Raw genomic sequence first — 24145 nt, 5'->3', positions numbered from 1 at the left:
AAATTTATCGCGATTTCTTTTTAGATTAAAAAAGATTGATAGCTAACCAACCAAAAAAAACAGGCATTATAATTATAATGCCTGTTTTTGATTTTTAAAACGATTATTTTAAACTACCAACCATATCTTCAGGTTTAACCCAGGCGTCATATTCTTCGGCGGTGACATAACCTAAATTAATAGCCTCCTCTTTCAAGGTTGTACCATTTTTATGAGCTGTATTAGCAATTTCAGCAGCTTTATAATACCCTATTTTAGTATTTAGTGCGGTAACCAGCATTAATGAATTATTAAGAAGCTTTTTAATTACATTATGATTGGGCTCAATACCAACGGCACAGTTAATATCAAAGCTCACGCATGCATCTCCAAGTAATTGGGCAGATTGTAATACATTTGACGCCATTACTGGCTTGAATACATTTAATTCATAATGCCCTTGCAAACCACCAACAGATACGGCAACATCGTTACCAATAACTTGTGCACAAACCATAGTTAATGCTTCACATTGTGTTGGATTGACTTTACCAGGCATAATTGAACTACCAGGTTCATTGGCAGGTATTGTAATTTCTCCTATACCGGAACGGGGACCTGAGGCCATTAAACGTATATCGTTGGCTATTTTATTTAGTGAAACAGCCAATTGTTTTAATGCCCCATGAGTTTCAACCAAAGCGTCATGAGCAGCTAAAGCTTCAAATTTATTTGGAGCCGAAATAAATGGCAGGTTGGTAAACTTGGAAATATATTCAGCAACGCGTTTGGCATACCCTTTTGGAGTATTCAGACCCGTTCCAACTGCGGTTCCCCCCAAAGCCAACTCGCTCAAATGGGGTAAAGTATTTTCTAAAGCATTTAACCCGTGATCCAATTGGGCTACATAGCCGGATAATTCCTGACCTAAGGTAAGAGGAGTGGCATCCATTAGGTGTGTGCGACCAATTTTAACTACATTTTTAAAAGTTTCTGCTTTTTTGTTAAGTGTGTTTCTTAATTGCTTGACACCAGGAATAGTCGTTTGCACGATTTTCTGGTAAGCGGCAATGTGCATTCCTGTTGGGAAAGTATCATTGGACGATTGTGATTTATTAACATCATCGTTTGGCTGTATGACTTTTTCACCTTCTCCAATGACCTTTCCAGCCAATTGTTGGGCCCTATTGGCAATAACTTCATTGACATTCATGTTGCTTTGCGTTCCGGATCCTGTTTGCCAAATTACCAACGGAAATTGATCATCGTGCTTACCTTCTAAAATTTCATCGCAAACCTTGGCAATTAAATCACGTTTTTCAATTGGTAAAACCCCTAATTCACAATTTGTAAAAGCCGCGGCTTTTTTCAAATAGGCAAAGCCATAAACGATTTCTAATGGCATGGAAGCCGGTGCTCCTATTTTAAAGTTATTTCTGGAACGCTCTGTCTGTGCACCCCATAATTTATCGGCAGGTACTTTTACCTCACCCATAGTATCTTTTTCTATTCTAAAACTCATTTTAAAATGATTTAATTATGTCACAAAGTTAAAGTTTTGTAACGTTCTGAATCATGATTTGTATTAGTTTTTTTAATCTTTAACAATAATACAACTGCTCATTTCTTTGAAATTCCAATTAAATATACTAATTTAGTAGGATTTAAAAAATTAATATAAAAATGGCAACAATTAGATTAGGAGATGTAGCTCCAAATTTTACTGCAAAATCTACAGAAGGCGAAATTGATTTTCATAAATGGCTAGGGGATAGTTGGGGGGTTTTATTTTCCCATCCAGCAGATTACACACCCGTTTGTACTACGGAATTGGGTACCGTCGCAAAATATAAAGCGGAGTTTGATAAAAGAAATGTAAAAGTGGTCGCTTTGAGTGTTGATGGCATTGAATCACATAATGGATGGATTAATGATATTAACGAAACCCAAGGGACTACTGTAAACTTTCCTATAATAGCAGATGAGGATAGAAAAGTTTCTGTCTTATATGATATGATCCATCCCAATGCGGATAGCCAATTAACGGTGCGATCGGTGTTTGTTATTGCCCCAGATAAAACAGTGAAATTGATTATTACGTATCCCGCATCTACAGGTCGGAATTTTGATGAATTATTACGCGTTATTGATTCGCTACAATTAACGGCATACCATAAAGTGGCCACTCCAGCTAATTGGAATAATGGCGATGATTGCGTTGTAGTGCCCGCAGTGGCAACCGAAGATATACCCAATTATTTTCCAAAAGGATTTAAAGAGATTAAACCGTATTTGCGAATAACACCACAACCCAATCTGAATTAGTTTAATATGCTGCCGATAAAATTTTATTTCATATTGTGAAACACATTCCTTTGCCTTATATTTGCAGTATATTTTAATAGACAAAAAATAACCATGTTTGAATTTGATCAATATTTAGGCTTTTTAGCATTTTTAACCATACTGACTATTGGCTTTTGGTTAATGATTTTTTTATTAACCTTTGTCATCCCTTATTGGATTGGGGGTTCTTTAATTGAAAGATTAAAGGAAATTAAGGAAGATAAAAAAGCCAAACGATTAAATTCTTAATGTTTAGCTTATTTTGAAAAAGGGAAATGTTTTAATTAAAACGTTTCCCTTTTTTAATGTTATGCTTTTGAAATTTAACTTTTACATTTCTATATCACCACCACCAAAATTACTAGGTCTTTGCGGTTTCTTTTTTTGATTAAATCTGTATGTAAAGGATAAATTATATGATCTAACACCTCTAAATCTTAATTCTCTCTCGTTTATAAAGTCTTCCGTTTCTACAGTTCCATTATAAGATCTTGAATCAAACAGATCATTTATATTGAATGCTATGGAGGCCTTCTCCTTAAATAAATCTTTGCTAAACGCAAGATTGGTAGAGAACACACCATCTCTTCTATTCTGGGCATCTTCACTTGGACCTCTGTAGTTTAAACTCGTTTGCCAATCAATTTTTCCTGGCAGGGTAAGTTTATTATTAAGTCGAATTCCCCAGGTTAAATTTTCAGAGTCAAAATTCGTATCTTCAAAATTTCCATCAATAATGGAATTATAAACATTGAAATCCGTATTCACACGCCATTTTCTATTTGGACTATACGAAAGATTAAATTCTAAGCCATAACGATTTTCTGTTGCAATATTAGCAGGGCCTCTTTGGATAACTGGTATATCCTGGCCATCAATATCTACAGTTTCACCGGTTTCCCTACTAATAAACTTAATGACATTGATGGAATGTTGATAATATAGAGAAGACGTTAATACAAATTTGTTGAACCGGTTAAGATACCCCAAATCAAATGACCCGGTGTATGTCGGTATTAAACCAGGGTTTCCTTGAAAGATATTGGTAAGACTACTTCTGGATGGATACGGATTTAAAAAGAAGGACCATGGTCTTCTTAGTCGTCTGTTATAACCAAAAGTTAGATTTTCATCTTCATTAAATTCATAGGTTAAATTGATCGTTGGAAATAGTCCGGTAAAATTTCGTTTTTCAAAATCACCGGAGGTTGGTTGGTCCAATGTCAATTGTGTATTTTCCATACGAAGTCCTACTAAATAAGAAAATTTATTGATTTTACTTCCAAACTGGGCATAGGCCGCGTGAATATAATTTCTAAAATTAAACACATTGGTTAAACCCGTATCGATTTCGAAAACTCCGGTATTTTCATTCAATAGTTCGACTTTATAGTCGGTAACACTTTCATCAAAATCTCCACGATATCCCATTTCAAATTGACTATCTTCACCTATGGGCAATACATAATCCGTTCTCAAGAATATTTTGGAATTATCTACAAGCTGGGTTAGGATATCAGTATCAATACCATCTACGTTGATTAAAGAATATTGATCATTATTATTGTCTTCAAATTGAAAATCAAATGTCAAGGTATGTCCATCGTTTTGAAAGTTCTTTGTATAGTTGAATGAATACTGAATGTTCTTTGAATCGCGTAATTCTGGATCCAACCTCAAATTTTCACTTAGAAGGTTACCATTAGAATCATATTGCAAAAGTAGATTTGTTGAATTATTATCTCCACTATTATCACTATAGACCATAGCAGTAGTAATCGAAGATGTTTCGTTAATATACCATTCTACCCCAAAATTATTGGTAAAACCTTTGGTAGTCTCGATCCAGTCTCGCTTCTCATCACTGATGTTACCATTTCTTTTAAATGTCGTATACGTGTACCATAACCCGGGTGATTCATTATATCGATACGATAAGGTATTAAACAAATTTATATCACCGGTTCTAAAATTGATATTCCCCGAAATTCCAGCCTGGTCGGGATGTCCAACATTTGTGGTTAAGGCGCCATTAAGACCTTGCAACTTACTTCTTCTTAAAATAATATTGAGAATACCTGCTGTGCCTTCAGCTTCATATCTTGCGGAAGGAGATGTGATAACTTCTACTTTCTCTATGGCTTCAGCTGGTAATTGTTTTAATGCATCACTGGATTCCAAACCTACTAATCCAGATGGTTTCCCATTGATGAGTATTCTTACATTATCATTACCCCTTAATGCAATATTACCCTCGGCATCAACGGATACAGATGGAACATTATCCAATACATCACTAACATTACCACCTCTTACAGTAAGATCTTTTCCCACATTATATATTTTTTTATCGAGTCTAACTTCAACAGTTGTACGTTCTGCAATAACTTCAACGGCATCCAATGTGGCTATGTCAAGATCCAAATTAATAACTCCCAGATCCAAATCTGCTACAATTTTTTGGTTAAAAAGTTGGTAGGGTTTGTAGGATATGTATTCTACTTTAACATCGTAAATTCCTTTTGCTACTTTTAATTCAAAAAACCCGTTAATATCGGTGATGGTTCCATCGATAACTTTCTTATTTTCATGACTATATAATGAAACGGTAGCATATTCGAGAGGTTGTTGCGTTTCACGGTCAATTACTGTCCCTGTAAGCGTCATTTTTTTTGGATTGTATTCAGCTTCTTCTGAAGGCAGGGGCTGAGCGGTTACATAACTAATAAAAAACAAATAGGAGATAATTCCCAGAAGAAACTTGTACATGATTGATTTTAAAAAATTAGACTACAAAAATAGGGTACGGTTTAGACCACATGGGTTAATTATTTGTTAAAAAACTAACCTTGAAAATCAAGATTCTCATCATTTCCATTGTAATTTCCGTTACCCTTATTTTGCTGTTTTTGCTGGTTAAATCTGAGAATGAAAGATAAATTTATTTGTCGCTGCCTCCATTGAGATTCTCTTTCATTGACAAAGAATTCTGTTTCCGTGATTGATCTGTATTTTCTAGAATTGAATAAATCCCGAGCATTGAGTGAAATAGTAGCTTTATTGTTAAACAGTTCTTTACTTATCGCTAAATCTAAAGAAAATATGCCTTTAGTTTTACTTTGAGCATTTTGCCTGGCACCTCTGTAATTTGCATTGGTTTGCCAATCAATACTATTAAACAATCTTATTTTGCTGCTGAACCTTGTGAACCAGCTTACATTTTTAGCTCCATAATCGACATCGTTAAACGACCCCTGGGTCTGAAACTGAAAAATATTAAAACTTGTATTAAACCTCATGGATTTATCCGGATTATACATTATTCCAAATTCACCCCCCGTTCTTTTATTTGTAGAGAGGTTTACGGGGATACTTCTTATGATATCTATCTCATCTGAAGTTTGCCGACCGGTATTTTCTTGGATACGCTCAAACGACCCTGTTTCGTATTGATAATAAATTGATGTCGACAAGGTCAAGTTTTCCCATCGCTTTAAGTATCCAATATCAAAGGTACTAGCAAAAGCCGGATCCAGATTTGGATTTCCCTGGAACACATTGGTTCTACTAGAACGTGTTGGAAATGGATTGATATACCATCCGTTTGGTCTGTTAATTCTTCTATTGAAGCCAAAAGCTAGGTTTTCTTCAGAATCTTCTTCATTACCACTTAAATTGTAAATTACATTTATTGTGGGAAATAGTCCTAAATAGTTATTGTTAAATTTTGTTTCTATCGGGAAGCCAAAAGCGTCTTCAATTTCTGAATCCGATAATCTCGAGTCAATAATTCCTTTTAATTGCGTGTTTTCCAAACGAAGTCCAATAAGGAAAGAGAATGCCCCAACTTTATTGCCATACTGCGTATACAAGGCATTAATATTCTGAGTATAATCAAACACATTGGAAATGGTATCATTAATAAAAAAGGTACCATCTTGAATGTTTTCTTGTTCTAAAGCGTAATTAGTGATTTCATTTTCAAAGGTCCCACGGTAACCTGCTTCAAACCTGGAGTTCTTACCGATAGGTAATACATAATCCGTTTGAATAAGGTATTCCTTTTCATCTTCAGTAGCAAAAATACGTTCTTCTTGAAATGGTTCGGGATCAGTTTGGTTTGTAATTAAATAAATTTCATTAATCTGGGTATATTGCTCTTCAGAATCACTTTCAAACTGAAAGTCCCCGGTAAGCTGGTGTCCGGTATCATTAAATTTGGTTATATAGTTTAATGAAATTTGGTAGCTGTTATCTTTTTCATTAATGCCTTCTCTCCGTAGGGTTTTCTCAATAACATCACCAAAATTTAGACGGGTACTATTATTGCTTCCTAAATCGGCATCCTCTCCATAACGAAAGAAAACACTCCCGGAAAGCGAAGTTTTTTTGGATAAAAAGTACTCTAAACCAATATTTCCATTGTAATTTCTATTTAAACGTTCAACCTTCTCATCCTCTATAATTCTTTCGAACTCTGGCTTTATTGTCGTGTTATTTTCTATTTTATCAAAATATCTGGTGTTTTGATAACTGTTTCTTGGAGCATCAAAATATCTAAAACCAAGATTTGAAAATAGATTAAACTTTTCCGTTCTGTAATTAAGATTTGATGAAATTCCTAAATTGTCCGGTTGCCCTAGGGTAAGGTTAAGAGACCCGTTAAATCCTAATGTTTCTTTTTGTCTTAAAATAATATTCAAGATTCCGGCAGTTCCTTCAGCATCATAACGTGCAGAAGGAGAAGTAATGACCTCAACGCGCTCGATGGCTTCAGCAGGCAATTGACTCAATAGGTTTGTGTCTCCAAAACCGGCTAGTGCAGAGGGTTTACCATTAATTAAAATACGTACATTTTCATTTCCCCTTAAGCTGATGCCTCCTTCAATATCAACCGAAACGGAAGGGATATTATTTAGTGCATCACTTACAGTCCCACCTGAAGTCGTGAGATCTTTACCAATGTTATATATTTTTTTGTCAAGTTTTATTTCCACTGTTGTTCGTTCTGCAGTTATTTCAACAGCCTCTAAAGATTCTATGTTTAATTTTAAGGCAATGGTACCTAAATCTAAATTTTGTGAAATCATGCGATTGTTATACGATACAGGTGTATAAGAAATATATTCCACTTTAATGTCATACGTCCCTTGAGAAATCCTTACACTAAACAATCCATTTAAATCTGTAATAACGCCATCAATTAGTTTTTGTTCGGTATGACTGTAAAATGACACAGTAGCATATTCAAGAGGTTGATTTGTTTCAGCATCAATGACCCTGCCTTTGACCGTGATGTTTTTTTCGATTCCTAAAGCATTTATATTAAAACTCAAAAAAAATAAAAGAAGAAATTTAGTGTGTAATCGTGTAAGCATATACTTGTTTTGGGTAAAATTACACGAAGGATATTAGTTTATGGTTAATAATTTGTTAAAACATTTCATAAAATAATTAAACAAAATTAAATAATGGTTGAAATTATTTCCGGTGGTCTACCAACTACAGCCCGGTTGTTATGTTTGACAATTGGACGCTCAATAAGTTTTGGATTTGCTATCATTGCTTCAATAATTTCGTCATCCGATAAGTCTTTACCCTTATAGTTTTTTTTCCAGATATCTTCATTTTTTCTAACCAATTCCTGAGGTGAAATGTTTAAAATAGTGATGATTTCTTTTAGCTCCTCAACAGAGAGGGGATTGTCAAGATATTTAACAACTTTAAAGGGTTTATTGGAATTTTCCAATATTTGTAAGCCCTGTCGGGATTTTGTACAACGTGGATTGTGATATATGGTTATCATGCTAATAGTATGTTAAACTTTTTTAAGTCTTGTTTTAACTGACTGGGGCTTTTAAATTGAATGCTGTTTAAGTTTAATGTCTGGGCAGCCTCTACATTTCTAAGATTATCATCAATAAAAATCGTATTTGAGGGAGATAGACCAAAACGATTTAAGGTAATTTTATAAATGTCATTAAAGGGCTTTCTGGTTTGTTCTTGGCCAGATACTACGATGCCTTCAAACCAGTGTAAAAATTCAAATTTTTCTAGTGCAATAGGAAAAGTTTCTGCACTCCAATTGGTTAAAGCAACAATTTTGTATTCTTTAGAATTTATTAATTGCTTGAGGATATCAACCGAACCACTTATGGCCCCACCTAACATTTCAACCCAACGTCCATAAAACATTCTAATTTCCTTCTCATATGCCGGGAATAAAGCCACCCGTTCTTCGGTAGCTTTAGCTAGAGGATAACCGGCGTCTTGATTTTCATTCCAATCATGAGTACAAATAGTATCAAAAAACCATTTCATTTTTTCTCTATCATTACCAAACACATCAAGAAAAACATATTCTGGATTCCAATCAATAAGTACACCTCCCAGATCGAATATGATTGAATTTATTGTTTTCATTTATATGGTGTTTGATCCTTCTTGTTTTTGTCCCATCATCATTAGGTAGGCTTTTAAAAAAGCATTGATATCACCATTCATTACCGCATCAATATTTCCAGTTTCATAATTGGTACGTACATCTTTAACCAATTTGTATGGATGCATCACATAATTTCGTATTTGGCTACCCCATTCTATCTTCATTTTACTGGCCTCAATGTCATCTCGTTGTTCGAGTTGTTTTTGCAGCTCAATCTCGTACAATTGGGATTTTAACATTTGCAAAGCACGAGCCCTGTTATCGTGTTGTGATCGTGTTTCGGAACAGGATATTTGAATACCTGAAGGCTTATGCGTTAACTGTACTTTAGTTTCAACCTTATTCACATTTTGTCCTCCTGCACCACTGGATCGCGCAGTGGTAATATCAATATCTGCTGGGTTTATTTCTATTTCTATGGATTCATCAACTAATGGATAAACATAAACCGAGGCAAAACTGGTATGTCGTTTGGCATTGCTGTCAAAGGGAGAGATTCTAACCAGTCTGTGTACACCATTTTCACCTTTTAACCATCCAAAAGCAAAGTCTCCTTCTATTTCTAAGGTTACGGTTTTAATACCAGCCACATCACCTTCCTGGAAATTAAGTTCTTTAACTTTAAAACCACTTTTTTCTGCATACATTAAATACATCCGCATTAACATACTAGCCCAATCACAACTCTCCGTCCCTCCAGCACCGGCGGTAATCTGCAATACAGCACTTAGGTTATCTCCTTCATCCGATAGCATATTTTTGAATTCAATATCCTCTAACAAGGTGGAAGCCTTTTCAAACTGCTGTTCAACTTCTTCAAGTGTGGATTCACCTTCTTTGTAAAACTCATATAGCACGCCTAAATCCTCAACACGGGTTTTAATGGTATTGTAGTCTTCTACCCATTTTTTCTTAACACGAAGTGACTTCATAATGACTTCAGCTTCTTTGGGGTCATTCCAAAAATTAGGGTCAAAGGTTTGTTCTTCTTCGTTTTGAATTTCAATTAACTTGGCATCTATGTCAAAGATAGTGCCTTAGTTTGTCAAGGCGGGTATTAAGATCTTTAATCTGATCGGAATTTATCATTGTCATAAGTATTTTGAGCAAAAATAGGATTTATCACTTCAGCAGAAAATAAATATGACTATAATTTTATAGCTTTACCAATTTAACTTAAATTATGAGAATTGATCTTAGAAGTGATACCGTAACCAAACCCTCCCCAGAAATGCTTAAGGTAATGATGCAAGCTGAAGTTGGAGATGATGTGTTTAGGGAAGATCCAACCGTAAGCATTCTGGAAAAACGTGTGGCAGACATGTTCGGTAAGGATCAAGCATTGTTTTTTCCAAGTGGTACTATGGCCAACCAAACGGCCATAAAATTACATACCCATCCGGGAGAGCAGTTGATTTGTGATAAATATGCACATGTTTACAATTATGAATCTGGTGGCGTATCGTTTAACAGCAATGTATCCTGTAAATTGATAGATGGAAATAAAGGAATGTTTACGGCACAGCAAGTCATTGAGGCCATTAACCCAAAAGATTATTGGTATGCCAAAACCAGTGTTGTGGCGATCGAAAATACAACTAATAAAGGAGGTGGTGCCTGCTGGGATTTTAATGAGATTTTAAAAATTAAAGGAGTGTGTCATGATCACAATTTGGGACTTCATTTAGATGGAGCACGATTGTGGAATGCTTTGGTGGCCAAAAATGAAACAGCAAGTCAGTATGGAAACGTTTTCGATACCATTTCTGTTTGTTTCAGTAAAGGCCTGGCATGTCCCGTAGGTTCTATATTAGTTGGTGACCATAACATTATGGAAAAGGCAATTAGAATACGTAAATTGTTAGGGGGTAACATGAGACAATCAGGTTATCTGGCTGCTGCTGCATTATTTGCTTTAGATAACAATGTGCAAAGACTGGTTGAGGACCACCGAAAGGCAAAAGAAATAGGAGAAGTGCTGAATAAACTATCTGTTATAAAAACCGTTGAGCCCATTGAAACCAATATTATCATTTTTGAATTACACGATAATATCGAAGAAGCGGGTTTTATTCAATTATTGGCAAAGAAAAACATTCATATTATGACCATGGGTGGTGGTAAATTACGTATGGTTACTCATTTAGATTATACCAATGCCATGCACGACGTATTGTTACAGGTATTATTTGAAAACTTTAAGAATCCCTGATTACTTAAACATATCCAAACCGGGAATATTTGGTAACCCTTCCTTAGCTACTGCTGCTAATTCAGTTTCATTAACTTTAGTTGCCTGTTCAATTGCTTTGTTTAGCGTAAATATTAAATCCTTCTCTAACTGGACTTTATCTTGCAATAAATTGTCATTAATATCAATATCTTTTATGATCCCATTGGCTGTTATGGTTATTTTGATATTGCCATCATCACTTAACGCATTTATTGAAATAGTATCTAAACGCCTTTTAGTTTCTTCAACTTTTTTCTGGGTTTCTTTGAGTTTACCCATCATACTCATCATATCTCCAAACATAATTTTAGATTTAAAAATTAAACAACAAAGTTATTACAAACTGAAGTAATGTATTGTTTTTTCTCATGAAAAATTAAAAACATCCTCATAATTCTATCACTAAGTTTTATTTTTGCAATTTCTTCTCCAGGAGAGAAAGTCATGAATATGAAAACAATGGATCCAAAACCACCAATTGCTAAAAAAATACCAAAAGAACTTAAAATTCATAATGATGTTAGAATAGACAACTACTATTGGCTAAGGAATAGAGACAATGAAGAAGTGATAGCGTATTTAAATGCGGAAAACGAGTACACCAAGAGCGTTATGAAACATACGGAAAGGTTTCAAACAGCACTTTTTGAAGAAATGCGAGGTCGCATAAAAGAAGACGATACGACAGTACCATATAAACTGAATGGCTATTGGTATATAACCCGTTATGAAGTAGGAAAGGATTACCCGATTTTTTCTAGAAAAAAAGACACCTTGGATGCTCAGGAAGAGATCCTGTTCGATTGTAATGATATGGCCAAGGATCAAGTCTATTTTAATTTAGGTGGAATTTCGATTAGCCCGGACAATACTATGGCAGCTTTTTCCACAGATTTGGTGAGTAGAAGACAGTACACCATTCAAATTAAAAATTTGAAAACGGGAGAAATTTATCCGGATAAAATTGAAAATACTACTGGAAATGCTACATGGGCTAACGATAATAGAACATTGTTTTACGCTCGTAAAGATGAGCTAACTTTGCGTTCTCATAAAATCTTCAAGCATGTATTGCATTCCAACGAAGAAGATTTAGAAGTGTACCATGAACAAGATGAAACGTTTAACATCTTTGTATATAAAACGAAATCTAGAAAATATATTGTTATAGGTTCGTCAAGCACATTAACTTCAGAATATCGTTTTCTTGATGCCAATACCCCAAATAAGTCTTTTAAGGTATTTCAGGAACGAATTAGAGAATTGGATTATAGCATTTCACATTATGGCGACCATTTCTTCATTATAGCCAATTGTGATGGCGCCACTAATTTTAAGTTATTAAAAACTAACGAACGTCTAACCCAAAAGGAAAACTGGCAAGAGGTTATTCCATATCGGGATAATGTTTTGATAGAAGACATAGAAATTTTCAAGAATTATATCGTTATTAATGAACGGGAAAATGGATTAAACCGATTGCGAATAATGAGCTGGAACGGAATTGAGGATTATTATATTCCTTTTAAAAGTGAAACCTATACCCTTTATATCGGTAATAACCCCGATTTTGATAGTGATTTACTGCGTTATGGATTTAACTCTTTGACTTCACCCAGTGCAATTATTGACTATAATTTAAATACAAAACAAAGTGAAGTTAAGAAAGAACAAGAAGTACTAGGTGGCTCCTTTAAAAAAGAAAATTATACATCCGAACGTATTTGGGCCACTGCACGCGATGGCGTTAAAATTCCTATCTCATTGGTTTACAGAAAAGGAATTAAACGCGATGGAAAGAATCCATTGTTACAATATGCATATGGATCATATGGTTCAACCATTGACCCGTCGTTTTCAAGTATTCGATTAAGTTTGTTGGATAGGGGGTTTATTTATGCCATCTCACATGTACGTGGTGGTGAATATTTAGGACGAAATTGGTATGAAAACGGAAAATTGCTGCATAAGAAAAATACATTTTTCGATTTTATTGATTGTTCAACACATTTAATAGAACAGAAATACACTTCAAAAGAACATCTGTATGCTTATGGTGGTTCGGCAGGAGGGCTACTAATTGGGGCGGTCATAAATAGTAATCCAGAACTATACCATGGCGTTTTGGCCGCTGTACCTTTCGTTGATGTCGTGACAACTATGTTAGATGATACTATTCCATTAACAACTGGTGAATATGATGAATGGGGAAACCCAAACGATGAAGCGTATTATCATTATATGAAATCGTATTCCCCCTACGATAATATAGAAGCTAAATCTTATCCGAATTTGTTAGTAACCACTGGTTTTCATGATTCACAAGTGCAATATTGGGAACCGGCCAAATGGGTAGCGAAGCTTAGGGCATTGAAAAGAGATAACAATAAATTGCTTTTTAATATTGATATGGATTCTGGTCATGGAGGCGCTTCTGGAAGATTTGAAAGCTTAAAAGAGGTCGCTTTGGAGTATGCTTTTTTATTAGATTTGGAAGGAATAAACAACTAATAAAAAAAAATGTACTATTTTTGCATGGTTTTAGCTTATATTTATTTTGTGAAAAAATATGGCTCTCTAAAAGTGTTTATGAATTTAACAAGACTGAAACATTTCTTTTTTTAAAGAAATTTATGTTAATTTATATATTGTTTTTAGAACAGTAAAACGAACTAATGAAACATAGCAACCAAGTTTATGATAGCGTCTTAGATTTAGTTGGTCAGACACCTCTCGTAAGACTTAATAAATTTACCGCAGACTTCAAAGGGAGTTACTTCGCTAAAGTAGAATCTTTTAATCCAGGTAACTCATCAAAAGACAGGATAGCACTTTATATTATTGAAGAAGCTGAAAAACAAGGAGTTTTAAAACCCGGTGATACAATTATTGAAACCACATCAGGTAATACTGGATTTAGTATTGCCATGGTGAGCATAATTAAGGGTTACAATTGTGTACTGGCTGTAAGCTCGAAATCTTCAGCAGATAAAATTGATATGCTAAAAACCATGGGGGCTAAGGTTTATGTTTGTCCGGCCCATGTTAAAGCAGACGATCCCAGGTCGTATTATCAAGTCGCTAAACGTTTACATGAGGAAATAAAGGGATCTGTTTACATAAACCAATATTTTAATGAATTAAATATTGATGCACATTACTACAGTACGGGCCCTGAAATTTGGCAACAAACCCGGGGTAAAATTACCCATTTAGTGGCTTGCAGTGGAACTGGAGGTACCATTTCTGGTACGGCAAGATATTTAAAGGAGCAAAACCCGAATATTAAAGTGTTAGGTGTAGATGCTTTTGGTTCCGTTATCAAAAAATATCACCAAACTAAGGAATTTGATGAAAAGGAAATTTATCCATACCGAATTGAGGGATTGGGTAAAAATTTGATACCTTCTGCTACAGATTTTGATATTATTGATGAATTCATAAAAGTTACAGACGAAGATAGTGCCCATACGGCACGTGCTGTTGCAAAAACAGAAGGCCTATTTGTTGGGTATACCTCAGGAGCCGTAATGCAGGCAGTTAAACAATTAAATGATTTAGGAAAGTTTAAAAAAGAGGATCAAGTGGTTGTCATTTTTCCAGATCATGGTTCGCGATATATGAGTAAAATTTACAGTGATAAATGGATGAGTGAACAAGGGTTCTTTGATAGTATGAATGAAGTAACAGAAAAGATCCAGTATATAAAATAGTCGAAATAATTAAACGTTGATAAGGAGGTAACCTGTATTGTTTCTGCAATATGTTATCTCTTTTTATTTCCAAATTAATTGTCCATTAAAAAATTATGCTCAAACCATTTAAATATTTAATTTTGCGGATTGAACTGAGGTCTGAAAGTTTTTAAATAAATGGGAATATTGTCTCACATTTGGTTATGAAATGTTCACACAGTAAAAGTTTAAGGACTTTGCCTTGTAATTAATAGCAATAATAGTTAAAATAAATGAAAGATTTATTTGATAAAATTTACAAAGATAAGGGGCCATTAGGGAAATGGGCTTCACAGGCTGAAGGATATTTTGTGTTTCCAAAGTTAGAAGGAGAAATTTCCAACCGGATGAAATTCCAGGGAAAAGAAGTTATTACCTGGAGTATTAATGATTATTTAGGACTTGCAAATCACCCTGAAGTTCGAAAAGTAGATGCCCAAGCAGCAGCTCAATATGGATCAGCATATCCTATGGGAGCAAGAATGATGTCTGGTCATACAGATCTACACGAAAAACTTCAAGATGAATTGGCTGCCTTTGTTAAAAAAGAAGCCGCATATCTTTTAAACTTTGGGTATCAGGGTATGGTATCTACCATTGATGCCTTGGTAGCTAAAGATGATATTATTGTTTATGATGTCGATGCACATGCTTGTATTATTGATGGGGTACGGTTACATATAGGTAAACGATTTACTTATAAACACAATGACGTTGAAAGTTTAGAAAAAAATCTTGAACGTGCCACTAAAATGGCAGAACAGACTGGTGGCGGTATTTTAGTCATTTCTGAAGGTGTTTTTGGTATGCGTGGGGAACAAGGACGTTTAAAGGAAATTGCCGCATTAAAAAAGAAATTTAAATTTAGATTGTTTGTTGATGATGCTCATGGTTTTGGAACTTTAGGTGCCACAGGAGCAGGTGCAGGAGAGGAGCAAGGCATCCAGGATGATATAGATGTGTATTTTGCTACTTTTGCTAAATCTATGGCAAGTACGGGAGCTTTTATTGCTGGAGATCAAGAAATTATAGACTATTTAAAATATAATTTACGGTCCCAAATGTTCGCTAAATCATTACAGATGCAATTAGTTGTTGGCGCATTAAAACGTTTGGACATGTTAAGAACTATGCCGGAGTTAAAGGAAAATCTATGGACTATTGTTAACGCTTTGCAGTCTGGCTTAAAGGCGCGAGGTTTTGATATAGGAACTACTCAAAGTTGTGTGACTCCAGTGTATTTAAAAGGTAGTATCCCTGAGGCTATGGCATTAGTTAAAGATTTAAGAGAAAATTATGGAATCTTCTGTTCTATTGTCGTTTATCCGGTAATCCCTAAAGGGTTGATTTTACTAAGAATGATTCCAACTGCTACGCATACAATTCAAGATGTCGAGGAAACCTTAGATGCATTTGAGGCTATCAGGGAACGTCTTGATAACGGCACATATAGGCGATTGTCAGCAGCGGTTATGGCCGCGATGGGAGATTAATACTTTTTAATTAGATCGAAAATTCAGTTAAGAATTATGTTTTAAATTAAAGTTTTCTTAAATGTCTTGCGACGTTTATAGACAACGGGGGAGAAGTGTTTCCATATTTGATGGATTGCTATATTATCTTCAAGTTCTGGAGTTCTATAACATGTTTTAATCCCTTTTTCCGTAAATACTTTGTAATACTCATTAAAGATCACAGCGTGAACTCCTTTATGCTGATAGTCCGGACGGATCCCAATCAAATAAAAAATTACATCTTTACTGTGTTTCTTGGCATGTAAAATATGTAAAAATCCAAAAGGAAAGAGCTTGCCTTTTATTTTTTGAAGGGTTTTAGAAAAAGCTGGCATTACAATAGCAAAACCAATTAAATTATCATCTTTATCTATTATAAATTTGATATATTCTGGGTTTACAAAACTTATAAACTTCTTTTTGAAATAGGCTTTTTGTATGTCATTGATAGCAACAAAAGAAGACAATGAAGAATAAGATTCATTAAACAGATCAAACATCCTGTCAACGTAAGGCATAACTTCTTTTGTTTTCTTAAAGTTCAAAGCTTCAATTTGATAGCGTCTTTTTATAAGTTCATTCGCTTTCATAAAGGTATCTGGATTTACATTTTTGAAATCAAATTTACTCTCAGAGTATTCCTTTTCTATAATATAATTCTCAGATTCATAATGCTTGCGGTAATACGGGTGATTATACCAAGTTATCATGGGTCCCATGGAATCAAAACCTTCTGTGAGTAACCCAACTTTATCTAAATTAGAAAAACCAACAGGTCCTTCAGTATATTCTAAGTTATTTTGTCTACCTATTTCTTCTACTTTATTTAACAACGCTTGTGATACTTCAAAATCATCTATAAAGTCGAACCATCCAAAGCGCATCTTTTTTTGATTTTGTTCTTTAATCTCGATAAAATTCATTATTGCCGCAATTCTACCAACAATTTCATCATTCCTGTAAGCCAAGAATAATTGAGCCTCAGCATCTTTAAAAACTGGATTTTCCGTTTTGTCAAAGGTTTTCATTTCTTGACTTATAATTGGGGGGACCCAATTTTCAGAGTCTTTGTATAAGGTAAAGGGAAACTTAACAAATGCTTTTAAATCCTTTTTGCTTTGAACTTCTTTTAGTGTTATCATAGAGCAATTAATCGAAATCTATTGAACGTCGTTTTTGTTTTTCAATAATGGAATCAGATCCTTCTTTTGATCTTTTGCGTTTAGATCTACGGTCTACTTCCATGGCAGAACCACCATTTTCAATATTCTCCTGATCCTTATCTTCATGAAAATCAAATCTATAGGATGCTCCAAAATTAAAACTAAATACTGCTGGTGTATCTTTTGAATTAAAAGTTATTGCAGTATCCAATTGAAAGTTTGGACTCCATAAGTATGCACCACCAACCCGAAAAAGGTTGTCTGCATAAAAATCGCTTTTAATACCTTGCGTTTCACCAAAAATAACCCATTGTGGATTAAAGGAATGTGTTAATGTGAAAATATATTGAAAATCAGACTGATCCGTTCCAATTCTATCTTTTATTAAATTTACTACAAAAACCCAGCCCCCGGAGAAATTGTTTTGTGTTGCCAGGATAACTTTGGGACTAAAACCTTCGATATCCGCTGCAGTATATGGGTTGTTTTTGGTATCATAATTTGCACCTGCATATACAGATACCGCTGGAATCAAAGAACGCCATTTAAATCTATGATTTGCTTTCCAGCTGTAAAGATTAGGTTTGTCATTAGCATTTTTATAGGGGTCATAAATTAAATATTTCGCACCTAAAGTAACATGCTTGAAATTGGACCGGTCTTCTTCAAAAGGAATGCTCGAATAATACGTTTTTTTGTCATTTTGATAAGTTCCCTCAATATTCAATTCTAATTCTTCCCATAGAATTCCATAACGAGCAGCAAAATCAACACCAAAACCATCAACCTTTGTTCTTAATGCAGGCGTGCGTTTTTCATTAATAATATAGGGGCCAACCTCAAACTGAAGTACATTGGTGCCCACCGAAAAAGCACTCCTTGATACGCCGGGCCTATTAGAATTTATAACATCGGTATACTGGGCATAAATAAAAGTACTTAACAAAATAAAAATTAAATTTATAGTAGATTGGAAAGGCCTCATAGTTATTGATTTTAGATTGTGTTTTATAGGCTTAATTGATGAAAATTATCATTGAATAAGCTAATAACGCGTTCTCAAATATAGATATTTTATACTTTTTTTATCATTTATAAACAGTTTTTAAGTCAATAGAATTGTATTTTTGTTTTAAAAGAACATATATGCTACAAGAAGCTTCTGTAACTGGATTGGTAAGAATGATCCTGATTATTCTACTCATCTATTTCGGAATAAAAATATTAGGACGCCTACTAGCTCCCTTTTTAATTAAATATGTCTCCAAAAAAGCGGAACAACAATTTGGGGATCAATTTGGGCAATTTCAAAAAAAGGATCAACAAGAACACCCAAAAAAGGAAGGTGAAGTGACTATTGATAAAATGCCTAACACAAAGACGTCCAATAAAGATGTTGGGGACTATGTGGATTACGAAGAAATTGATTAATTTCCCCATCCATAGTCACTAAAACACTTTTATGACATTTTCTTTAAAAAAAATACTTCCACACCTTTTAGTGGTATTAGGGTTTATAATGCTTTCCTTAGCTTATTTTAATCCTGTATTAAAAGGAAAATCCATTTTCCAAAGTGATATCATGCAATTCATAGGCATGTCCAAACAACAAACAGATTTCAGGGAAGTTACAGGAGAGGAAACTTATTGGACCAATAGCGCCTTTGGTGGTATGCCAACCTATCAGTTAGGAGCAAAATACCCCCATAATTATATTAAAAAACTGGATTTGGCGCTTCGATTTTTACCACGACCAGCTGATTATTTATTTCTGTATCTTTTAGGGTTTTACCTCTTATTATTGGTTCTTGGTGTGGATTGGAAAACTTCGATAATTGGAGCTATTGCCTTTGGGTTTTCAACCTACTTAATTATAATTTTAGGCGTTGGCCATAATAGTAAGGCCCATGCTATCGCATACATGCCATTAGTTTTAAGTGGTATTATATTAACATTTCAAAAGAAATATATTTTTGGGTTTTTATGGACTGTTATTGCCATGGGGTTGGAGTTAATAGCCAATCATTTTCAAATGACTTATTATTTATTCCTGTTAGTCCTTGTTTTGGGTATAGCCTATTTGGTTGACGCTTACAAAAAAAAGATACTGTTCAATTATTTTAAATCTCTTGGTGTTTTAATCTTTGCCGTAGGTTTGTCAATGGCTTTAAATGCTTCGGTTATTTTGGCGACACAAGAATATGTTAAGGAAAGTTCCCGAGGTCAAAATGAGGTAACTATAAACCCTGATGGATCTTCAAAAGAAATAACCAATGGATTAGATCGGGATTATATTACGCAATACAGTTATGGGATTTTAGAATCTTTGAATTTATTCGTTCCAAGGTTGACAGGCGGAGGAAATGGTGAGCCTATGGGTCGAGAATCCCATACTTATGAGGCCTATAGAAAACTTGGAGCATCACCAAGTCAGGCGATTGAAGCATCAAAACATGCACCATTATATTGGGGTGATCAGCCTATTGTCGAAGCTCCTGCTTATGTTGGAGCCGTTGTGCTATTTTTGTTTGTTATTGGGTTATTTTTAGTAAAGGGACGAATCAAATGGTGGTTGGTGGGAGGTACCGTATTGTCTCTATTACTGTCTTATGGCAAAAACTTAGAATTTTTGACCAATTTTTTTATTGATTATGTCCCCCTGTACAACAAGTTTAGGGCGGTAACGTCCATACAGGTTATTTTGGAACTATGTGTACCGGTAATGGCCGTTTTTGGATTGGTTAATCTGTTTAAAGCGAATCGAAATGAAAATGACAAATGGCAGGCTTTAAAATATGCTGCTGGTATTACAGGAGGTATGGCCATAATGTTATTGCTTTTTAAGTCGTCATTTGATTTTTCCGGTGTCAATGATTCGTTTTATCGTCAAAATTATGGACAGGATTTTGTAGATGCGATAAAAGCGGACAGAAAGTCTGTTTTCACCCTTGATACATTACGTTCCTTAATTTTAGTCTTATTTTCAGCTAGTGTTATTTTTGCTTATTTAAAGGAAAAACTAAAGCAAGAATGGGCTATTGTGATATTTGGTTTTCTTGTATTGTTTGATTTAGTTGGTGTAGATAGGCGTTATGTTAATAACGATGATTTTGTATCTTCCAAACAGGTGAAGTACCCCTTCCAAATGTTGGAGGCCGATAAAGAAATAGCTAAGGACACCACGCACTTTAGAGTATTTGATTTAACGTCATCTGGAGCAAGAGCATCTTACTTTCATAATTCCTTAAATGGGTATCATGCAGCTAAATTAAGACGATATGAAGATGTTTTTGATTTTTATGTTGTAAAAAACAATATGAATGTCTTAAATATGTTAAATACCAAGTACATTATAGCTCAAGATGAAAAGGGCAATACGTTTAGCTATCTTAACGATGAAGCTAACGGTAATGCTTGGTTTGTTAAAAAACTTCAGCGATTACATACGGCGAATGAAGAAATTTTAATTTTAGATAGTTTAGATACAAAAAGCAAAGCAGTTTATACTTTTGGCAATGTATCGAAAAACCAGAATGAAGAAATGACTGAACTTAAATCATTCATGGTGGATTCGACTGCATCAATACAGTTATTAACACATCGGCCAAATTATTTGAAGTATCGATCGAATAATAAAAATGAGGGTTTTGCTGTGTTTTCTGAAATATATTATCGATATGGTTGGAAAGCTTTTATTGACGGACAGGAATCATCACATATTCGTGTTAACTATACATTAAGAGGCATGGAAATACCAAAGGGTACCCACATTATAGAATTTAAGTTTGATCCCGAGGTGGTTAAAACTGGAAGTAAAATTACCTTAATGAGTTCTATTCTATTTGTATTACTGTTGTTAGGGGGCATTTTGTATAAACTTAAAAAAGATTCCAATAAACTTTTAGTTTCAAAAAATAGGTGATCTAACATCTTAGGATTGACCGTAATGGGCAAAAAAAAAGTTTTAATAATTACATATTATTGGCCACCAGCAGGAGGACCAGGTGTCCAACGCTGGTTGAAGTTTGTAAAATATTTACCGGATTATGGTATCGAACCTGTTGTTTACATTCCAGAAAATCCTCATTATCCCATTATAGACAATACTTTAGTGTCAGAAGTATCAAAAACCTTGACTATTTTGAGGCACCCGATTAAGGAGCCTTATAAATTGGCTAGCATTTTTTCTAAAAAGACCACGACGACGATTAGTAGGGGCCTTATTTCCGAACATAAAAAGCAGAATCTCCTGGAAAAGCTAATGCTTTATATTCGTGGAAACTGTTATATTCCCGATGCCCGAGTAGGATGGGTGCAACCTTCTGTTAAGTTCCTTGTTGATTATTTAGAGAAGAGTGAAATAAAAACAGTAATTACTACCGGTCCACCACACAGTCTACATCTTATCGGTCTAAAACTTAAAAATACAACAGAAATAAAGTGGATCGCAGATTTTCGAGATCCCTGGACTACCATAGGATATCAAAAGCAATTGAAATTAACAAATAGATCAAAGCAAAAGCACAAAATCCTTGAGAAAGAAGTCTTAAATGCAGCTGATCAAATCATTGTTACCAGTCAAGTCTTGAAATCTGAATTTGAATCTATTACAACGCATCCCATTGCATTAATTACGAATGGATTTGATTACGAACCGGTTACTGAAATTAATTTAGACAAAAAATTCACCATGTCGCATATAGGGTCTTTACTGTCCAAACGAAACCCTGAGATACTTTGGCAAGTTTTAAGTGAATTAATTGATGAAAATGAATCATTCGCTAGTCATTTTCAATTGAATATAGTTGGAATTGTGAGTGCAGAGGTCTTGCAATCCATTAACAAATATAACTTAATTAATTATTTAAATAACATTGGTTATGTTTCACATAAAGAGTCTATTAAGTTTCAAAAGCAATCACAAGTATTACTGCTTATTGAAATTGATTCCGAGGAGACCAGGTCAATTATCCCAGGAAAACTTTTTGAATATATTGTTTCCAATAGACCAGTTATTGCCTTGGGACCGAAAGGATCTGACACAGAGCGCATACTGAAGGAAACTAATACAGGCCAATACTATTTATATTCTGAGGACAAACTTCTAAAAGAAGTTATTCTAAACTATTTTGAGTCCTATGAAAAAGGAACATTACAAACATTTGGGATAGGTCTTCAAAAATACAGCAGAAAATCGTTAACAAAAGCGCTATCTAATTTAATTTAATGGGAGTAATAGTATCACAATCAATAAAAAACACCATTGTTACCTATATAGGGTTTTTTATAGGAGGCGTGAATGTCCTGTTTTTATTTACAAATTTTTTAAGTGATGCCTATTTTGGGTTGATTCAGTATTTATTTTCGACAGCGGCCATAATGATGCCACTAATGGCTTTTGGGGTACATAACACCATGGTAAAGTTTTATTCTTCTTATAAAACACGTCAATCCCAAAATAGTTTTTTAACCTTGATGCTTATTTTACCCATGTTTGTGGCCTTACCGATTGGTTTAATAGGGTATGCCTGTTTTGAAACTATTAGTCATTGGCTTACCATTAAAAACAGTATTATTCAGGATTACATTTGGGTGATTTATATAACGGCAATTTTATTAGCCTACTTCGAGGTCTTCTATGCTTGGAGTAAAGTACATATGCAAAGTGTATTTGGAAATTTTATGAAAGAGATTTTTTATAGGCTTTGTACGACTTTATTATTGTTTGCCTTATATTTTAATTTAATTTCGGTGGAACAATTAATTTACGCACTAGTAATTGTACATTTTGTGCGTATGCTTATCATGGCATTATATGCCTTCAGTTTAAGGTTCCCGGTGATGTGTTTCTCAAGATTACTTAACATCAAGTCTATTTTAACCTACTCTGTTTTGATAATTCTAGCCGGTTCTATAGCAAATATAATTTTAGAGATTGATAAGTTTATGATAGGACTATATATTGAAATTGAAAATGTAGCATACTATGCCGTCGCCATTTATATTGCTAGTGTAATTGGTGTTCCTTCTCGTGCAATGCACCAAATTACGAATCCTTTAACTGCTAAATTTTTAAATGATCATAACAAGCTTGAGTTAAAACTATTATATCAAAAAAGTTCCTTAACACTTTTAATTATTAGCGGATTGATTTTTCTGCTAATAGTATTAAACATTAATGAACTTTATCATTTAATTCCGGAAAAATATCAGGGAGGAATAACTGTAGTTCTTCTAATAGGCTTGGCAAAACTTTTTGACAATCTCCTCGGCAACAATAATGCCATATTATTTAACAGTGATTATTATCGGGTGGTATTGGCTTTAGGGGTTGGATTGGTCATAATAACTATACTGTTAAACACGTTGTTTATACCTAAATTTGGAACTATTGGTGCTGCATATGCAACATTTATTTCCGTGATAACCTACAATGCGGCCAAACTATTTTTCGTTAAAGTTAGGTTCAAAATAGTTCCATTTACGGCCGATACTTTTAAAGTTGGTGTCGTTATTGTATTATTTTTTTGTGTGTTTTATTTCTGGGATTTTTCATTCCATACAATTTTAAACATTATTATTAAATCCACAGTTATAAGTATATTATATTTAGCTCTGATTTACCAATTTAAATTATCAAGCGATATATCAAATATTTTAAATAGATACTTTGGTCTTTTAAAGAAATAAAAGAGAAAACCCCACGATGTTGCTTTGAGGCAAACTTATCG

At 34.2% G+C, this 24145-nt stretch carries 19 protein-coding genes; 10 read left to right on the top strand and 9 right to left on the bottom strand.

The genetic code is table 11. The features are described from left to right. Positions 1 to 103: 103 nt before the first annotated feature. Positions 104 to 1501 carry a class II fumarate hydratase gene (gene fumC, locus MR054_RS14145; protein WP_242158460.1) on the bottom strand — a complete coding sequence of 466 codons (1398 nt, stop codon included), beginning with the start codon at positions 1499 to 1501 and terminating at the stop codon, positions 104 to 106. Positions 1502 to 1662: 161 nt separating this feature from the next. Between fumC and MR054_RS14140 the strand changes: the two genes are divergently transcribed. After that, entirely contained in the window at positions 1663 to 2304 is a 642-nt protein-coding gene (locus tag MR054_RS14140; protein ID WP_242158458.1) for a peroxiredoxin, read from the top strand. 93 nt (positions 2305 to 2397) lie between these two features. Beyond that, positions 2398 to 2574: a hypothetical protein gene (locus tag MR054_RS14135; RefSeq protein WP_242087190.1), complete on the top strand. Its 177-nt coding sequence runs from the start codon at positions 2398 to 2400 to the stop codon at positions 2572 to 2574. Positions 2575 to 2655: 81 nt separating this feature from the next. Here MR054_RS14135 and MR054_RS14130 read toward each other — a convergent pair whose 3' ends face one another. The 5 genes from MR054_RS14130 to prfB all read right to left on the bottom strand — a co-directional run bounded on the left by MR054_RS14130 (position 2656) and on the right by prfB (position 9859). Beyond that, positions 2656 to 5094 (bottom strand): TonB-dependent receptor, encoded by a 2439-nt coding sequence (locus MR054_RS14130; RefSeq protein ID WP_242158457.1) that lies wholly within the window; start codon positions 5092 to 5094, stop codon positions 2656 to 2658. A 74-nt stretch (positions 5095 to 5168) separates the two neighbouring features. Then, the gene (locus tag MR054_RS14125; RefSeq protein WP_242087188.1) at positions 5169 to 7703 is read right to left on the bottom strand and encodes a TonB-dependent receptor; all 2535 of its coding nucleotides are present in this window, start codon (positions 7701 to 7703) and stop codon (positions 5169 to 5171) included. Between the two features lie 86 nt (positions 7704 to 7789). After that, positions 7790 to 8131: an arsenate reductase (glutaredoxin) gene (gene arsC, locus MR054_RS14120; protein ID WP_242087187.1), complete on the bottom strand. Its 342-nt coding sequence runs from the start codon at positions 8129 to 8131 to the stop codon at positions 7790 to 7792. Further along, positions 8128 to 8748, bottom strand: a complete 621-nt coding sequence (locus tag MR054_RS14115; RefSeq protein WP_242087186.1) for an HAD family hydrolase — start codon at positions 8746 to 8748, stop codon at positions 8128 to 8130. Before MR054_RS14115 ends, arsC begins: the two co-directional genes overlap by 4 nt. Beyond that, positions 8749 to 9859 (bottom strand): peptide chain release factor 2 gene (gene prfB, locus MR054_RS14110; RefSeq protein ID WP_242158456.1). Its coding sequence is split into 2 segments (ribosomal slippage): positions 8749 to 9795 and positions 9797 to 9859, totalling 1110 coding nucleotides; the frame shifts between segments, so codons are not numbered across the junction. It lies immediately after the preceding gene. 94 nt (positions 9860 to 9953) lie between these two features. On the opposite strand from prfB, the gene MR054_RS14105 reads away from it, so the two are divergent. Then, positions 9954 to 10982 carry a threonine aldolase family protein gene (locus MR054_RS14105; RefSeq protein WP_242087184.1) on the top strand — a complete coding sequence of 343 codons (1029 nt, stop codon included), beginning with the start codon at positions 9954 to 9956 and terminating at the stop codon, positions 10980 to 10982. Here MR054_RS14105 and MR054_RS14100 read toward each other — a convergent pair whose 3' ends face one another. Then, positions 10983 to 11306 carry a YbaB/EbfC family nucleoid-associated protein gene (locus tag MR054_RS14100; RefSeq protein WP_242158455.1) on the bottom strand — a complete coding sequence of 108 codons (324 nt, stop codon included), beginning with the start codon at positions 11304 to 11306 and terminating at the stop codon, positions 10983 to 10985. It abuts the gene before it with no gap. Between the two features lie 141 nt (positions 11307 to 11447). Here MR054_RS14100 and MR054_RS14095 point away from each other — a divergent pair, with 141 nt between their 5' ends. From MR054_RS14095 to capB, 3 genes are all read left to right on the top strand, one after another. Continuing rightward, positions 11448 to 13514, top strand: a complete 2067-nt coding sequence (locus tag MR054_RS14095; protein WP_420868350.1) for a S9 family peptidase — start codon at positions 11448 to 11450, stop codon at positions 13512 to 13514. Positions 13515 to 13678: 164 nt separating this feature from the next. Next, a complete protein-coding gene (gene capA / locus MR054_RS14090) occupies positions 13679 to 14716 on the top strand; it encodes a cysteate synthase (protein ID WP_242158454.1) in 1038 nt (345 codons plus the stop codon). A 254-nt stretch (positions 14717 to 14970) separates the two neighbouring features. After that, on the top strand, positions 14971 to 16230 hold the full coding sequence (gene capB, locus MR054_RS14085) for a cysteate-C-fatty acyltransferase (RefSeq protein WP_242158453.1): 1260 nt from the start codon (positions 14971 to 14973) through the stop codon (positions 16228 to 16230). 41 nt (positions 16231 to 16271) lie between these two features. Here capB and MR054_RS14080 read toward each other — a convergent pair whose 3' ends face one another. Both MR054_RS14080 and MR054_RS14075 read right to left on the bottom strand, forming a co-directional pair. Next, positions 16272 to 17393 (bottom strand): GTP cyclohydrolase, encoded by a 1122-nt coding sequence (locus tag MR054_RS14080; protein ID WP_242158452.1) that lies wholly within the window; start codon positions 17391 to 17393, stop codon positions 16272 to 16274. 7 nt (positions 17394 to 17400) lie between these two features. Beyond that, positions 17401 to 18399, bottom strand: a complete 999-nt coding sequence (locus MR054_RS14075) for a transporter (RefSeq protein WP_242158451.1) — start codon at positions 18397 to 18399, stop codon at positions 17401 to 17403. A 161-nt stretch (positions 18400 to 18560) separates the two neighbouring features. On the opposite strand from MR054_RS14075, the gene MR054_RS14070 reads away from it, so the two are divergent. From MR054_RS14070 to MR054_RS14055, 4 genes are read left to right on the top strand one after another with little or no spacing between them, the layout of a single operon-like run. Next, a complete protein-coding gene (locus tag MR054_RS14070; RefSeq protein WP_242158450.1) occupies positions 18561 to 18845 on the top strand; it encodes a DUF4834 family protein in 285 nt (94 codons plus the stop codon). A gap of 31 nt (positions 18846 to 18876) precedes the next feature. Further along, entirely contained in the window at positions 18877 to 21336 is a 2460-nt protein-coding gene (locus MR054_RS14065) for a YfhO family protein (protein WP_242158449.1), read from the top strand. A gap of 24 nt (positions 21337 to 21360) precedes the next feature. After that, positions 21361 to 22641 (top strand): glycosyltransferase family protein, encoded by a 1281-nt coding sequence (locus MR054_RS14060; RefSeq protein ID WP_242158448.1) that lies wholly within the window; start codon positions 21361 to 21363, stop codon positions 22639 to 22641. Beyond that, positions 22641 to 24104 carry a lipopolysaccharide biosynthesis protein gene (locus MR054_RS14055; protein ID WP_242158447.1) on the top strand — a complete coding sequence of 488 codons (1464 nt, stop codon included), beginning with the start codon at positions 22641 to 22643 and terminating at the stop codon, positions 24102 to 24104. The genes MR054_RS14060 and MR054_RS14055 overlap by 1 nt, the downstream gene beginning before the upstream one ends. Positions 24105 to 24145 lie beyond the last annotated feature (41 nt).

It is taken from the genome of Aestuariivivens sediminis, from assembly GCF_022662105.1.
Classification (GTDB): Bacteria; Bacteroidota; Bacteroidia; order Flavobacteriales; family Flavobacteriaceae; genus Aestuariivivens; species Aestuariivivens sediminis.
The sequence above is the reverse complement of the archived record's forward strand: the minus strand, read 5'-3'. Positions and strand labels throughout refer to the sequence as shown.